Annotated in this window: 2 protein-coding genes; both read right to left on the minus strand. The window is 71.5% G+C overall.

Annotation, left to right across the window (positions count from 1 at the left end; translation table 11 throughout):
- Positions 1-72 precede the first annotated feature (72 nt).
- Positions 73-16065, minus strand: coding sequence for an autotransporter-associated beta strand repeat-containing protein (locus ACE101_RS14230; RefSeq protein ID WP_379130462.1), 15993 nt, complete (start codon positions 16063-16065; stop codon positions 73-75).
- Complete coding sequence (locus ACE101_RS14235; protein WP_379130464.1) at positions 16062-16490, minus strand: hypothetical protein; 429 nt, start codon at positions 16488-16490, stop codon at positions 16062-16064. The genes ACE101_RS14230 and ACE101_RS14235 overlap by 4 nt, the downstream gene beginning before the upstream one ends.
- Positions 16491-17272: the final 782 nt, after the last annotated feature.

The following is a 17272-nucleotide window of genomic DNA, read 5'->3' on the forward strand; positions in this document are numbered from 1 at the left end:
GCCACACGCTGAGGAAGGGGCCGGCCCTCGGCGGGCCGGTCCGGGGCTGCGGGTCGGACCCGCAGCGGCGGATCAGAACCGCAACGAGTACTGGGCCGTGAAGGCGTTCTGCATCGTCCGCGCCCCGGTCTGGCCGGTATAGGTGACCTGGACCTTCGAGAACTCGGAGATGTCGTAGGCCAGACCCGCGGAGACCAGCGCCATATCCCGGGCCACCGGCACGCCCGAGACCTGGAACGACGTCATCCCCCCCGGGAACAGCAGGCTGGCGCTGGGCACCACGTCCCCGATCGCGTGCTGCCAACCCAGCGTCACGCTCGGCGTCAGCACGTGGCCGGCCATCGTGACCTGCGTCGCCGCCCGCAGGCCGAGCGTCGTGTAGAGCACGTCCTGGCCCCGGACCGTCACGGCCAGGGCCGAACCGCCGATCCCGTTCTCCCGGAAGGCCTGCCGGTCGATCCCGACATAGGCCAGGTTCGCGAAGGGCTGCAGCGCCAGCGCGCCCCGTGTCAGGTCGTAACCCACCTCGCCGAAGGCCTGCAGGGAGCCCACCGTGTGGCGCACGCTGTTCGAGGCCGAGTAACCCGGGAACGCCACCGCCCGCAGCGCGGTGACGTCCTGCCAGCTCTGGGCCACGCCGCCGCGCAGGGTGACCGGCCCGAACGCACCGCCAGCATAGACGCCGAGGTCGTAGCGGGTGAAGGAGCCGGTGGAGGCGCGGGCATTGACGTCGAAGGTCGATTGCCCGACCCCCGCGACCACGCCGGCCCGCACGCGGTCGCCGAGGGCGACGTCGAGGCCGGCGAGCATGCCGCCGGTCGCGTTGCCGATCGAGGCGGCGTTGCCATCCCCGAGCCGGTGGCCGAAGCCGCCATAGGCCTGGGCCCACAGGGTCGGGCCCGGGTCGATGCCGAGGCCCTGGGTCAGGGGACCGGAGGCCCGGGCCGCGACGGCGAGCGCGTCGTCCGTCGCGCCCGACTGGCGCAGGCGGGTGCCGACCGCCTCGCGCAGGAAGATCGACTGCTGCTGGATCACCGTGCCGATCGAGGGATGCACCTCGCCGCTGAGCTGATCGAAGGCTCGCGCGACCTGGCCTTCCGGCAGCTGCACCAGGGCGTCGTAGATTCGGGTGCCGGCCCCGAGCGCCTGAGCGGCGCCGGCGGCGCCGGCCTGGTTGCGGCTGCGCGCCAGGTCGGCGAAGGCCCGCCCCGTATAGGTCAGGCCGAGATAGACGTTCTGCGCGTCGTAGCTCAGCTCCGGGTCGAGGAAGGCGTAGTCGGAGGAGACCGCGCCGAAGCGGCCGCTGATCGTGCTCGAGGTGGTCAGGATCGCGTACTTCGCGCTCGGGCTGTAGCGGCCGGGGACGGCCATCACCTGCACGCGGGCCTCCGGCGAGACGGTGACCGGGCCGGTGGCAACGATCAGGTCGTGCTCGCCGGTGGGGGTGACATCGACGGCGTAGAGGGCACCGGCGTTGAACGCCACCGGGCCGTTCACCGTCAGGGTGCCGGGCGAGTAACCGGGCGAGGCGGTGCCGCCGCCGTTGACGGTCAGGCCGCCGATGGTGGCAGTGCCGCCGATGACGCCGCCGGCCTCGATCACGAAGGGCGAGGGGGTGGCCGAGCCGGGATCGAGTCGCAGCCGCGTGTCTGCGACCGCGACCGGGCCGGTATAGGCCTCGGTGGCGGTGAACAGCACCCGGCCGCCGCCCAGGAAGGTCACCTTGCCGGGGCCGGTGATGTTGCCCTGGAAAGCGTAGGTGTCGGAGCGGTTGAACATCAGGTTGGCATTGTTGACCACGTCGCCGGTGAGCGACCCGGCCGTGCCGCCGTTGCCGATCTGCAGGGTGCCGGCTTCGACCTTGGTCAGGCCGGAATAGCTGCCAGTGCCCAGCAGCAGCAGGGTGCCGGCCCCCGCCTTGGTCAGTCCGCCCGCGCCCGTGACCGCGCCCGTGAGGGTGAGCGTATCGGCGGCCGCGGTGACCTCGACGGTGCCGCCGAGGCTGCCGAGGCTGACGGCCCGGCCGGAGGCGAAGCTCGCCGCGGCGGCGAGGGTTCCGCCGTCGAGCGTCACGCTGCCCGAAGCGGCGCCGAGCGTCGCGTCGCTGCCGACCCGCAGGGTGCCGGCGGCGACGGTGGTGCCGCCCGCGTAGCTGTTGGCGCCGGTCAGCGCGAGGGTGGCGCCGCCCTGCTTGACCAGACCGCCCGCGCCCGTGACCGGGCCGGAGAGGGTGAGGTCCTGCCGGGTATCGACGGCACTGGTCGCCGCGAGGGTGACAGGGCGGTCGTCGGCGAGGACGCCGCTGCTGCGCAGGGTGCCGCCGGCCAAGGTCAGAGCGCCGGTGCCGAGATTGGCCCGGGCGGCGACGTCGAGGGTGCCGGCGGCGACGGTGGTGCCGCCGGCATAGCTGTTGGCGCCGCGTAGGGCGAGGGTTCCGGCGCCCTGCTGGCGCAGGCTGCCGCTGCCCGAGACGAGGCCGGTGACGGTGAGGTCGTCGAGGCGATTGAAGGCCAGGGTACCGTTGTTGATCACGGCACCGGCGATCGCGCCGGAGGTGCCGCCGTTGCCGACCACCAGGGTGCCCGCCGCGATGGTGGTGCCGCCTGTGTAGCTGTTGGCCCCGGTCAGGATCGTGGTACCGGATCCCGCCTGCACCAGGGCACCCGTGCCCGAGATCGCGCCGCCGAAGGTCACGGCATCGCTGCGGTTGAAGGCCAGCGTGCCGTTGTTGATCACATCGCCGGCGATCGCCCCGGAGGTGCCGCCGTTGCCGATCTGGAGCGTGCCCGCCGCGATCGTGGTGCCGCCCGTGTAGGTGTTGGTCCCGGTCAGCACCGTGGTACCGGTCCCGGACTGGACCAGCTTGCCGCTGCCCGCGATCGCCCCCGACAGCGTCAGGCTGTCGGAGCGGTTCACCACCAGGGTGGCGTTGTTGACGACCTCGCCCGAGACCGCGCCGGAGGTGCCACCGTTGCCGATCTGCAGCGTGCCCGCCGCGATCGTGGTGCCGCCCGTATAGGTGTTGGCGCCGGTCAGGATCGTGGTGCCGGAGCCGGCCTGCACCAGCTTGCCGCGGCCCGAGACCACGCCGCCGAAGGTGATGGTGTCGCCGCGGGCGAGCGCAAGGGTGGCGTTGTTGGCGACGTCGCCGGTGATCGCGCCGGCCGTGCCGCCGCTGCCGACCTGCAACGTGCCGGCCGTGATCGTCGTGCCGCCCGCGTAGGTGTTGGCGCCGGTCAGGATCGTGGTACCGGACCCCGCCTGCACCAGCTTGCCGCGGCCCGAGACCACGCCGCCGAAGGTCACGGGATCGCTGCGGTTGAAGGCCAGCGTGCCGTTGTTGGTCACGTCGCCGGCGATCGCGCCGGAAGTGCCGCCATTGCCGACTACCAGGGTGCCGGCCGTGATCGTCGTGCCGCCCGTGTAGGTGTTGGCGCCGGTCAGGATCGTGGTACCGGACCCTGCTTGCACCAGGGCACCCGTGCCCGAGACCACGCCGCCGAAGGTCACGGCATCGCTGCGGTTGAAGGCCAGCGTGCCATTGTTGATCACGTCGCCGGCGATCGCGCCGGAGGTGCCGCCGTTGCCGATCTGCAGCGTGCCCGCCGCGATCGTGGTGCCGCCCGTATAGGTGTTGGCGCCAGTCAGGACCGTGGTGCCGGAGCCGGCCTGCACCAGCGTGCCGCTGCCCGAGACCACGCCGCCGAAGGTCACGGCGTCGCTGCGGTTGAAGGCCAGCGTGCCGTTATTCGCCACGTCGCCGGCGATCGCGCCGGAGGTGCCGCCATTGCCGAGCTGCAACGTGCCGGCCGCGATCGTGGTGCCGCCCGTGTAGGTGTTGGCGCCGGTCAGGATCGTGGTACCGGACCCCGCCTGCACCAGGGCACCCGTGCCCGAGATCGCGCCGCCGAATGTCACCACGTCGCTGCGGTCGAACGCCAGCGTGCCGTTGTTGGCCACGTCGCCGGCGATCGCGCCGGAAGTGCCGCCATTGCCGATCTGGAGCGTGCCCGCCGCGATCGTGGTGCCACCCGCGTAGCTGTTGGCGCCGGTCAGGATCGTGGTACCGGACCCCGCCTGCACCAGGGCACCCGTGCCCGAGATCGCGCCGCCGAAGGTCACCGCATCGCTGCGGTTGAACGCCAGGGTGGCGTTGTTGACGACTTCGCCCGAGATCGCGCCGGAAGTGCCGCCATTGCCGACCACCAGCGTGCCGGCCGCGATGGTGGTGCCGCCTGCGTAGCTGTTGGCGCCGGTCAGGATCGTGGTACCGGATCCCGCCTGCACCAGGGCACCCGTGCCCGAGATCGCGCCCCCGAAGGTCACCGCATCGCTGCGGTTGAAGGCCAGGGTACCGTTGTTGACCACGTCGCCGGCGATCGCCCCGGAGGTGCCGCCGTTGCCGATCTGCAGCGTGCCGGCCGCGATGGTAGTGCCGCCCGCGTAGCTGTTGGCGCCGGTCAGGATCAGCGTGCCGAGGTCGCTCTTCTCCAGCCGGGCGCTGCCGGTCAGCGCCGCGGCGATGGTCGCCCGCGTCGCGGCCCCGGCTGCGGTGCCGTCGCCGACCCGGATCGTCGCCGACCCGCCCGCGAGCGTCAGCGCCCCTCCGGTCACGACGTAGCCGCTCTCCACGAACTGAAGGCCCGTGGTCGAGACTGCGCCCGCCGCATTGTCCACCGTCACCGTTCCCGGCGCGCCCTGGAACACCGCGAACCCGCTCGGCCAGCGCCGGTTGATCGTCCCGCTCGCGTTGGTCCAGTTGGTCCGGGCATCGGCGCTCCAGGTGCCGCTCCCGCCTAGCACCGTCTGCGCCGGGCTCGTCCCGCTGCCGTTCCAGAACGCCACGGGGCTGGTGGGATCCTCGACGAACAGGTTGACTTGGTTGGCCATTGCCGTCTGCACGCCGCCCAGCATGCCGCCCGGCAGCGGCGCGACCTGCAGGCCGTTGTCGATCAGGCGGCCGCCGTAGTTCAGGATCCGGTACACGCCGAACCCGAACCCGGTCGTCGGCGTCACCGCCAGGATGCCCCCGAGCGTCACATCGCCCGCGACCTGGAACACCCCGGCCGTGCTCGGCGCGCCCAGGCTCACCGCCAGCGTCGCGGCGCGCGCCAAGTCGAGCCCGCCCATGCTCAGGCCCGCGCCCGGCTGGCCCGCCAGCGTGCCGCCGTCGCGCACGTGCACGGTCCGGCCGACACGGCCGCCGCCCGACAGCGTGGCGCCGTTCTCGACATAGATGTCCCCGTCCACGCTGCCGGCCAGCGCCAGCCCGCCGCCTCGCACCCGGGTGTCGCCCGTATAGGTGTTGGCCCCCGCGAGGGTCAGCGTGCCGGTCCCGGTCTTGACCAGGCCGCCGGTGCCCGAGGCACGGCCCGCGAAGGTGGTGGGGGTGTTGTCGCCGCCCAGGATCAGCGATGCTCCGTCGAGCACGACTGCCCCGGCCCCGGCCAGCGAGCCGACCGTCTCGTCGCTGCGCAGGACGAACCGCGCCCTGCTCGCCACGCTCACCGCGCTGGCGTCGCCGATCGCCTGCCCGCCGCTGGCGACCAGGGTGCCGCTGCCCACGGTTGTGGCACCCGCGTAGCTGTTGGTCCCGCCCAGCACCAGCGTGCCGGTGCCTGTCTTGGCCAGGCTGCCCAGCCCGGCGATCGCGCCGGTCAGGGTCAGGGTCTGGGCGTCGTCCACCGCGATAGTGCCGCCGCCCTGGCCGGCGACCGGGGTGAGCGACACTGCCCGCCCGTCCGCGAAGGTGCCACTCGCCTGGAGCGTGCCGCCGCCCTGCAGGGCGAGCGCACCGGTGCCCAGGGCGCCTGCATCGCCGACCCGGATGGCGCCGCTCGCAATCGTGGTGCCGCCCGCGTAGCTGTTGGCGCCCGACAGCGTCAACGTGCCGGTGCCGCGCTGGACCAGGGCGCCGCGGCCGGAGATCACACCGGCGAAGGTGAGCGCGTCGCTGCGGGCGAAGGCCAGGGTGGCGTCGTTGGCCACGTCCCCCTGGATCGACCCTGCCGTGCCGCCGTCGCCGACCTGCAGCGTGCCGCCGGTGATCGTCGTGCCGCCGGAATAGCCGTTCTCCGCTCCCAGGATCAGGGTACCGAGATCGGTTTTCTCCAGCGCGGTCAGGCCGCCGATCGGGGCCAAGACCCGCGCCACCATGGTGGCGCCCGCCGGCGTGCCGTCGCCGACCCGCACCGGGGTCCGGCCGGTGGCCGCAGCCAGGGTCAGCCCGCCGCCGGTCACGCCGTAGCCGTCGACCATGAACTGCATCCCGGTCACCGCGACCGGCGCGGTGGCCGGGTCGATCGTGACCGTGCCGGCCGCGCCGGCGAACACCGCGAAGCTGCCGTTCCACGCCCGCACCTGGTTGGCCGGAATCGTGGTCCAGTTGGTCTGCCCCGTGGCGTTGCTCCAGGTGCCCGTGCCGCCACGGATGGTGCCGTCCGCGCCGGTAGCGGCGCCGTTCCAGTACAGGAGGTCGCCGTCGAGCACGGCGAGGTTCACCTGCCCGGGCAGGCGCTGGATCTGGTAGGCGTGGGTCAGCGGGGTGGTGCCGAGGCGCAGCCCGTCATCGGAGGCAAGGGTGGTATAGTCGATCAGGTGGTAGACGCCGAGCGCCATGGCGCCGGCATCGGTGACGTTGAGGGTGCCGCCCAGCGCCAGGGTGCCGGCCCGGATTGCGGCGTCGCCGGTGTTGCTGCCCAGCGTCATCGCCAGGGTGGCGCCCGAAGCGAGACCGAGGCGGTCCATGCTCAGGCCGTAGACCCCGGCATCGACCGAGGGGGCCGAGCGCAGGGTAGCGCCGTCCTGCACGGTCACCGCACCGGCGATCACCGGGCCGGTGGCGCTGCCGAGGCCCTCCAGGGTGGCGCCGGCTTGCACGGTGACGTCGCCGGCGAGCTGAACGCCGCTGGCCAGCGCCAGGGTGCCGGCGGCCACGGTGGTGCCGGCGCCGGCGCTGTTGCCTCCGGTCAGGGTCAGGGTGCCGGCGCCGTTTTTGACCAGCGCGCCGGTGCCGGTGACGGGTCCGCCGGCGACGAGGCTGTCGCTGCGGTCGAAGACCAGGATGCCGCTGTTGACGACGGCGCCGGCGAGCGAGCCGGCCGTGCCGCCGTTGCCGACCACCAGGGTGCCGGCCGCGATCGTGGTGCCACCCGTGTAGGTGTTGGCCCCGGTCAGGATCGTGGTACCGGATCCCGCCTGCACCAGGGCACCCGTGCCCGAGACCACGCCGCCGAAGGTCACGGCGTCGCTGCGGTTGAAGGCCAGCGTGCCGTTATTCGCCACGTCGCCGGCGATCGCGCCGGAGGTGCCACCGCTGCCAACTTGGAGCGTGCCCGCCGCGATCGTGGTGCCGCCCGCGTAACTGTTGGCGCCGGTCAGGATCGTGGTACCGGACCCCGCCTGCACCAGGGCACCCGTGCCCGAGATCGCGCCGCCGAAGGTCACCGCATCGCTGCGGTTGAAGGCCAGCGTGCCGTTGTTGGTCACGGCACCGGCGATCGCGCCAGCCGTGCCGCCGCTGCCGATCTGCAGCGTGCCCGCCGCGATGGTGGTGCCACCCGCGTAGGTGTTGGCGCCGGTCAGGATCGTGGTGCCGGATCCCGCCTGCACCAGGGCACCCGTGCCCGAGACCACGCCACCGAAGGTTACGGCGTCGCTGCGGTTGAAGGCCAGCGTGCCGTTGTTGATCACATCGCCGACGATCGCGCTGGAGGTGCCGCCATTGCCGATTTGCAGCGTGCCCGCGGTGATGGTGGTGCCGCCCGCGTAGCTGTTGGCGCCGGTCAGGATCGTGGTACCGGACCCCGCCTGCACCAGGGCACCCGTGCCCGAGACCACGCCGCCGAAGGTCACAGCGTCGCTGCGGTTGAACGCCAGCGTGCCGTTGTTGGCCACGTCGCCGGCGATCGCCCCGGAGGTGCCGCCGTTGCCGATCTGGAGCGTGCCGACCGTGATGGTGGTGCCGCCCGCGTAGCTGTTGGCGCCGGTCAGGATCGTGGTACCGGACCCCGCCTGCACCAGGGCACCCGTGCCCGAGATCGCGCCGCCGAAGGTCACCGCATCGCTGCGGTTGAACGCCAGCGTGCCGTTGTTCGCCACGGTGCCGGCCAGCGAGCCGGCCGTGCCGCCGCTGCCGATCTGCAGCGTGCCCGCGGTGATGGTGGTGCCGCCCGTGTAGGTGTTGGCCCCGGTCAGGATCGTGGTACCGGACCCCGCCTGCACCAGGGCACCCGTACCCGAGACCACGCCACCGAAGGTCACCGCATCGCTGCGGTTGAAGGCCAGCGTGCCGTTATTCGCCACGGCGCCGGCCAGCGAGCCAGCCGTGCCGCCATTGCCGATCTGGAGCGTGCCGACCGTGATGGTGGTGCCGCCCGCGTAGCTGTTGGCGCCGGTCAGGATCGTGGTACCGGACCCCGCCTGCACCAGGGCACCCGTGCCCGAGATCGCGCCGCCGAAGGTCACGGCATCGCTGCGGTTGAAGATCAGCGTGCCGTTATTCGCCACGGCGCCGGCGATCGCGCCGGAAGTGCCGGCATTGCCGATCTGCAGCGTGCCGGCCGTGATGGTGGTGCCGCCGGCGTAGCTGTTGGCGCCGGTCAGGATCGTGGTGCCGGACCCCGCCTGCACCAGGGCACCCGTGCCCAAGATCGCGCCGCCGAAGGCCACAGCGTCGCTGCGGTTGAAGGCCAGGGTACCGTTGTTGACCACGTCGCCGGCGATCGCGCCGGAGGTGCCGCCGTTGCCGATCTGGAGGGTGCCCGCAGTGATACTGGTGCCACCCGCGTAGCTGTTGGCGCCGGTCAGGATCGCGGTACCGGCCCCCGCCTGCACCAGGGCACCCGTGCCCGAGACCACGCCGCCGAAGGTCACAGCGTCGCTGCGGTTGAAGGCCAGGGTACCGTTGTTGACCACGTCGCCGGCGATCGCCCCGGAGGTGCCGCCGTTGCCGATCTGCAGCGTGCCCGCGGTGATGGTGGTGCCGCCGGCGTAGCTGTTGGCGCCGGTCAGGATCGTGGTACCGGCACCCGCCTGCACCAAGGCACCCGTGCCCGAGATCGCGCCGCCGAAGGTCACGGCATCGCTGCGGTTGAAGGCCAGCGTGCCGCTGTTGGTCACGGCACCGGCGATCGCGCCAGCCGTGCCGCCGTTGCCGATCTGGAGCGTGCCGGCCGTGATGGTGGTGCCGCCCGCGTAGGTGTTGGCGCCGGTCAGGACCAGGGTGCCGCTGCCGGCCTTCTCCAGGCGCTGCCCGCCGCTGATGAAGGACGCGATCGTGGCGCTGCCACCACGGGTCACGGCGTCGTCCTGCACCAGGATCCGGCTGACGCGGTCGCCGTGGAAGCCGATCAGGGCGATCTGGCCGCCGGTGACGGTGTAGCCGGAGGTCAGGAACTCCATCCCGGCGACCTGGCGCGCCGCGCGGCTGCTGAGCGTGACGGTGCCGGCCTGCCCGGCGAAGATCGCGAGGCCGGCCTGGCTCCAGGCATTCGCGGCGGAGCCGGCCTGGTTGGTCCAGTTGGTGGTGCTGTCGACGCTCCAGAAACCGGACCCGCCGGCGACGCTGCTCCCGCCGGGGTGGGTGCTGCTGCCGTTCCACCACTGGCCGGCGGCGACGACCAGATCGACCTGGTGGTTGGTGGCGGTGTCGACCGCGAACAGGCTGTGGGCCGGGGTGGCGCCGAGGACGAGGCCGTCGCCCGTGACGATGCCGGTATAGTCGAACAGCCGGTAGGTGCCGCTGGAAAAGCCGGTTCCGGCGGTGAGGTTGAGGATGCCGTCGAGTCCCAGGGTGCCGTCCACGAAGACGGCGGCGGTGGTCGAGGGCGCGCCCAGGGTCAGCGCGACGCGGGAGGCCGGGCTCGTCACCAGCCCGTTGACGTTCAGGGTCGTGGTGCCCGACACCGCCCGCAGCGTGGCACCGGCGTCCAGGGTCAGCATCCCCCCGATCGTGCCGGCGCTGACCGCCGGATCACCCTCGATGGCGGCCCCTGCCCGCACCGCGACGGGGCCACCGAGCAGGCCGCCGCTCAACCGTAGGGTGCCGGCCGAGACTGTGCTGGTGCCGGTGAGCGCGCTGATGCTCGACAGGGTCAGGGTGCCGGCGCCGCGCTTCTCCAGGCTGCCGGTGCCGTTGATGCCGCCGAGATAGGCGATGTCGTCGGAGCGGTCGAACACCACGGCGGCGTCGTTCTGGATGTCGGCGACGATCGAGCCGGACGTGCCGCCGTCGCCGATCCGCAGGGTGCCGGCCGAGACCGTGGTCAGGCCCGTATAGGTGTTCGCCCCGGTGAGCGTCAGGGTGCCGGTGCCCCTCTGCTCCAGGAAGCCCTTGCCCGAGATCACGCCCGCATAGGTCACCGCGTCCGAACGCTTGAACGCCAGCGTGCCGGCATCGACGGTGTTGTAGTACCTGTACTCCGTCACGACATCGCCGACGATCGCACCGGTGGTGCCGCCGTCGCCGACCTGCAGCGTGCCCATGCCGATGGCGGTGCCGCCGGTATAGGTGTTGGCTGCGGTCAGGATCGCCGTGCCGGCTTCGGCGAAGGTCACGCGGCCGGATCCGGTGGCGATCGCGCCCGAGACGATCAGCGTGGCGCTGGGATCGGTGGCGAAGACGAGGTTCCGGCCCGCCCCGCCAATGCCGCCGCTCAAGGTCAGGCTGCCGGTAAAGGCCGAGATCTTGCTGTCGCCGGCCAGGGTGATCGCCCCGGCATAGCTGTTGTGGCCGTCCATGCTGTAGAACGCGCCGTCGTAATCGCCGGTCGTGGTCAGGGTCAGCGGCTTGGCGCCGATGGCGACCGGGCCGTTCTGCCCGTAGAGAACCAGGGCCCCGTCATTGACCACGATGCCGCCGCTCGCATCGCCCAGGGCGGCGGAGTTGGTGACGATGACCTCGCCGCTGCCGTTGACGGTGACGGTGCCGCTGAAGCTGTTGCTGCCCGACAGGGTCAGGTCGTGGGGGCCATTCTTGACCAGGCCGCCGGCGCCGAGGCTGAGATTGCCGCTCAGGTTCGTCCGGTTGGCGGCGTAGACGGTGAGCGTGGTGTCCGTCCCGGTGATGGCGCCCGCCAGGTTGATGATCTGGGAGACCCGCGAGGTGCCGTCGCTGGTCCTGATCTGGGAATCGGCGGCCAGGGTGATCGGGCCGGTCAGGGTGACGTTGGTGTCGATGCCGGTTCCGTCGAAGCGCAGGGCGCCCTTGCCGTTTACGCCGTCGCCGCTCAAGGTCAACGGCTCGGCGAAGGTCTGGACGGGGAGCTGGTTGTAGAACAGCAGCGTGGCGCCGGAGGCGACGGTGGTGCCGGCGGTGGCGGCGCCGAGGCCGGAGGCGGTCGTGACGGTGAGCGTTCCGGTCGAGACCGTGGTCGCCCCGGCATAGGTGTTGGTGCCGGCCAGGGTCAGAGTGCCGGTGCCGCGCTTCTCCAGGCTGCCTGAGCCCGAGAGGGTTCCGGCGACGATGGCGGCGTCGGAGCGGTCGAACACCAGGGCGGCGTCGTTGATGATGGCCCCCGCGAGCGACCCGGCGGTGCCGCCGTCGCCGATCCGCAGGGTGCCGGCGGTGATGGTGGTGCCGCCGGTGAGGGTGCTGGCGCCGGTCAGCGTCAGCGTGCCGGCGCCCTTCTTCTCCAGGGTGCCCGAGCCGGTGATCGCGCCCGCATAGGTCACGGCGTCGGCGCGGTCGAAGATCAGGTGGCCCGGATTGCTGCCATTGAAGTCGGTCTCGACGTTGGCGGCGATCGATCCGGCGGTGGCGCCGTCACCGACCACCAGAGTGCTGCCCTGGATCGCGGTGCGGCCGGCATAGGTGTTGGTGCCGGTCAGCGTCAGGGTCAGCCCGCCGCCGATGCCGAGATTGCCGTTGCCGGTGATCGCGCCGGCGAAGGTGACCGCGCCGGTCCGGTTGAACGAGAGGGCGGCGCCGTTCTGCAGCGCGACGTCGCCGATGATCGCGCCGCTGTTGCCGGCGACGGCACCGCCGACGACCAGCTGGCCGCCCGTGATGCTGGTGCCGCCGGTATAGGTGTTGTCGCCGGTGAGGAAGACGACGTTGGCGCCCTGCTTGACCAGGCTGCCGGTGCCGGAGATCACGCCGGCATAGAGCCCGCTCACCGCGGAGCGGTCGATGACCAGGGTGGCGTTGTTGACCACGCCGCCGGCGCTGGGCAGCACCTGCTGGTTGGCCTGATCGGCCAGCACCAGGGTGCCGGCGCTGACGGTGGTCGTGCCCGTGTAGGTGTTGAAGCCGGTGAGCGTGAGGGTGCCGGCACCCTTCTGCTCCAGGCTGCCGGAGCCCGAGATGACACCCGCATAGGTGACGGCGTCCGAGCGGTCGAAGGTCAGCGCGGCATTGTTGGTGATGTTGCCGGCGATCGCCCCGGAGGTGCCGCCGCTGCCGATCTGCAACGTGCCGGCCGAGATGGTGGTGCCGCCGGTATAGGTGTTGGCACCGGTCATCGTCAGCGTGCCGGCGCCCGTCTTTTCCACGATGCCCGTGCCGGAGATCACCCCGGCATAGGGGAGCGTGTCCGAGCGGTTGAAGATCAGCGCACCGGCATTGGCGATGGTGCCGGCAAGGACGCCCGTGGTTCCGCCGCCACCGATCTGCAAGGTGGCCCCGGACGAAATCGCCGTCGTGCCGGTGAAGCCGGAGGCATCTCCTGTCAGGATCGTGGTGCCGGCCAGGACGCCGATCGCACCGGGACCCGATATCGCCGCGCCGAGTTCGTAGGCCGACGAGGTGTGATTGAAGGTGAGTTTGCCGGTGCCGGCGCCGAACTTGATGCCTCTCCCTGCGGAGACCATGCCCGCCGCTTCGGCCGGGTCACCCGCCTTGGCGCCGATGGCCAGTTCGCCGGTCGCGCTGGCGGTGGTGGCGATGTTCAGGGTGCCGGCAACCGTCAGGGTCGCCGCGTCTTGAACGACGATGGTTCCGTTGCCAGAGGAGCCGGCATGGGCGTTGCCCAGGTAGCTGACGTTCGGAACCGTGGTCAGGCTTGTGCCCGATCCGGTCAGGAGCAGCGTGCCGCTGATGCCGGGATCGACGGCGACACCGACGATGGTGGCCGTGGCCGTAGCCCCGGCCGCGATGGTCAGCGATCCGTTGCCGGCGGTGCTTCCGCCGTTGCCGCCGACATAGATCAGGAGATGACCGTCCATCACCGTGTTGGCGCCGGTGACGGTCATCGTCGCTGCGCCCGAAGAGGCGCCCTGGACGTAGACCCCGTCCGCTTCGAGGCGGGCGCCGTTCGAGATGGTGACCGTGCCACGGCCGAGGCTGAACCAGCCGTCTGACACGCCGAACGTGTCCGGCGTACCCGCATGGAGCGTCCCGATCCGAACGGCCGTGCTGGGGCCCGTCACGGTGACCGCGGAGCCTCCTTCGAGATAGAGGCCGCCGCTCACCGTCTCGAGGACCGCCCCACCCTGAACGGTGAGGGAGCTCGTCGATCCCGCTCCGGCGCCCATGCTGGCGCCGTTCGTGGCCGTCAGCTTGCTGCCGGCACCCGACAGGGTGATGGTCGCCGTGCCGCCGGCGCCACCGGCGGCGGTGAGGCTTCCCAGGGTGGCCTGGCCCTCCGCGGCGACCGTCAGGGTTCCCGCCCCGGCGAATCCGAGCGAGAGGGAATCGGCCCTGAGCGAGGAGTTCGCGCCCGTGACCGTGATCGCGCCGGTGCCTCCGCCGTTGTTGCCCGCCGACATCAGGCCCGCCGCCGTGAGGGCGCCGCCGCTCTCGATCAGGATCGTGCCGGACGCCCCGCTGTTGAAGCCGGCGTCGAGCGAGGCGAAACTGGCCGCGCCGGAATCGGACAGGGTGAGCGTGCCGGTCCCGGAAAGTCCGAGATAGAGGTGCCGGGTGCTGCTCCACTGAGATCCGGTGCCGGTGACGGTCGCCTGCCCGGTCGCGGTCGTTTGGTTGCCGATATAACCGGCCCCGCCATTGGTCGTCAGCGTCGCGCCGCTCCCGATCTGAAGCGTGCCCGACGAGCCGGACGTCATACCGATCTGGATCGTGCTGAAGTGGCCGGCAGCGCCGTTCGAGAGGGTCAGCTGGCCCGTCCCGCTATAGCCCACGGTCAATTGGCCGGAGGACGTCCATGACGAGCCGCTCCCATCGATCGTCGCGGAGCCGCTGCCCCCCGCCAAGCGACCGAGATGCAGCGCGCCGCTGGTGACGGTGCCGCCGTTGGAAACGTCGACCGTGCCGGTGCCGTTGACCCCGACCAGAAGCCCGTAGAGGCTGGTCCAGGCGCTCCCGGAACCGGACACGGTGACCGTGGCGTTCGATCCGGCGGCGTCGCCGATCGTGTCGAAGCCGTCCGTCGTCAGCTGTCCCCCGGCCGAGATCGCCAAGGTGCCGCCGCTCACCGCGAGAGGATTGCCGGTCAGGGTGCTGATGCCGGTCAGGGTCAGCGTGCCGGCCCCGACCTTCTCCAGGCCGTGGCTGCCAGCCAGAGGGGCCGAGATGGTGGCGATCGTCGCGGCACCAACGATGTCGATCTTGGGGGTGTCCGCGCCGGCGGCGAGCGTCAGGCCGTCGCCCGTGATGGTGTAGCCCGAGGTGACGAATTTCAGGCCCTTGGCCTGGACCGCGCCGAATTGGTTGTCCACCGTGACGGTGCCGGCAGTGCCGGCGAAGATCGCCGTCTTGGCCGGGTCGGTGGCGACGCGGGTGGTGCCGCCGGAATTGGTCCAGTTGGTGACGTTGTGCGTCGCACTCGTCCAGGTGCCGTCGCCGCCCGCCAAAGGACCCGTGGAACCCGACGTGGCCGAGCCGTTCCAATACAGGCCCGACGCGGCAACCGTCAGGAGGAGGGTGTTCGTGTTCCCGGCCGGCACCGCGGGCGCCGTTCCATCGGAGAATGTGTATTCGAAGTCGGTCGGCGCCGTGCCGATCGTCAGGCCCGAGCCGGACTTCGACCCGGCGTAGTTGATCAGGGTATAGCTCCCCTCGGCCAATCCACCGCCATCGGTGATGTTGAGCTTGCCGTTGAGGATCAGATTGCCGCTGCCGGCAACCATGGCGTTCCCAAGCGTGATCAGCGCATTGGTGGAGGGAGCGGCCAAGGTCAGGTCGAGTTGAGAGTTGGCGTCGAGCGTCAACGCGCCCTTGGCCGTGGTCAGGCTCGCGGCACCGCTCACGCCGGAGACCACGAGATGGCCACCGTCCTGAACGGTGATGTTGCTGCTGCCCGTCACGTGCGCGAACGTCCCGCCGCTGGTCGGGGTGCTCAAGCTCGCGCCGGAGGCCACGGTCACGTTGCCTTTGAGCTGCCCGCCCGCGCTGGCGCTGCCGAGCTGAAGCACGCCGCCCTGGACCGTCCAGGCGGCGCCGGCGGTGCCGGCCTGCGTGCCGGTCATCACCCAGTTGCCGGAGCTGTTCAGCGTCACCTTGTCGAAGTTCTGGAACGGCCCGCCGCTGCCGTTGGCATCCAGCTTGGACAGGGCGAACGTGCCGCCGGATCCGGTGAGCCGCAGCGTGTTGGACGTGCCGCTCCCGGTCGCGCCCACCACGTTGCCGGTGAGGGTGGCGTAGCCGGTGCCGTCGCCCTGAAGCTCCAGCACGTTGGCGCCGGCGGTGAACTGGATCGCGTTCGCTCGCGTCGTGCCGTCCCCGCCGAGACCACCGCTGACGGTGGCGGTGGCCCCGAGGGTCAGCGTCAGGTTCGAGCCGCCGATGCCGATGCCGCCCTGACCGGAAGTGCCGCCGCCACCGCCGCCGGTCACCGTGGCGCCGGATTGGATCGTCAGGCTGGTCACTCCGCCGGCATTGATGGAGAAGATGCCGCTGCCGCCCCGTCCGTCACTGCCGCCGATGCCGCCGGCCCCGCCCTTGACGGTGATGCCGGCCCCGATCACGCCCGCCGTGGTCACGGAGCTATTGATGTAGACGCCGCCGCCGCCGTCGCCGCCGTCGCCGAGTCCCGCACCGGTGCCGGCTCCGGTGCCGCCCCTGCCGCCCGTGAGATCGAACCCCAGTTGCCGCAAGTCGCTGGAGGTCGAATTGAGGATCACGAGGCCGAAACCGCCGCCGCCACCGCCGCCGCCGTACCCACTCACGGCAGTCGCGTTCCCGCCATCCGTCCCGGTGATGGCGAACGGAACGCTGCGGAAAGACGATAAGGCGGCCCCGTGAGTTCCACCCATGCCGCCCGTGACCCGATTGGAGCTGTCCCTTCCGCCGATCCCACCGGGATCGCCACTGCCACCGCCGCCCCCCCCGCGTTGGAAGCGCTGGCATTGCCACCCGGCGAGGCCTCGCCTTCCTCGGAGGCTTGGCCGCCACTGCCACCCAGATTGCCGCCGCCGCCCTTGCCGCCGCTGCCGCCGGCGAGCGGATCGATCGTGGGGGCCGGGATCGCCATGGCCGGCACCGCCACCAGCGCCGTCGAGGCGACCAGAGCGAGGATCCAGCGGGTGCGGCAGAGGACCCGCTTGCGTGCACCGACGACACCCTGGCTCGCAGCGATCTGCGCGTTCGACATCTGGTCCGGCCCCTTGGGAAGCACCGCTGGCGAATCGCCGTCGCCAGCCTTTCCCTGGGAAAGGTCATACTTCTCCGCGCAAGTGAAGACGAATCAGAGGAGAAAACACGAATGCGCAGCGCCCGTTGTAAGATTCACTCACCTATGCGGAAGTCATGCCGCGACGCGCCTGTGAATATATTCGTACCATTCTCTCTCATTTATTCAATATAAAATCACAAAAATGATCAGTATATGTTTACAAATTAACAATATACAGATATGATAGCGAGATTGTTGTTCGCAGAAGGATTTTCGGGGCAAGCCCGTCCGGTGTTCTCGTCGCGCACGAAGACACCGCTGGAAGCGCCGTCGTCCCGCATGAGCGCCCGCCCAGGCCGGCGGTCGGGGCCTCGACCCGACGCCCGCGGAGTGAGCAGGCCCGGCTCGGCGCCGTGAGGCGGCCGGGCCGGGCAGGTGTCGATGCCCGCGGTCCTTGCGCACCGGAGCGCGCCAGATCCATGGCGCGAGCGATCCCGAGCCTCGACCGGCCTGATGACGCCGGACCTCGTCGGAGATCGCTCTCCATCCCGCCGGTTCCAGCTCCGGCGCGCTGCGAGAGAAGGCGCGATCGCGCCGGCCGGGAGCCGATCCGGGCACGGGCGGCAAGCGCCGCAGGCCGCGCATGAACGCCCTGAAGCCCGCTCCGACGGCGCGATCGGTCGTGTCCCGGGGCGTGGCGTGGTCGAGGCTGGTCCACCCCGCGGTGACCGGCAGGGCCGCGCCAGTCATACGGTTTCCGG

This window comes from Methylobacterium carpenticola (genome assembly GCF_042748905.1).
Lineage (GTDB): Bacteria > Pseudomonadota > Alphaproteobacteria > Rhizobiales > Beijerinckiaceae > Methylobacterium > Methylobacterium carpenticola.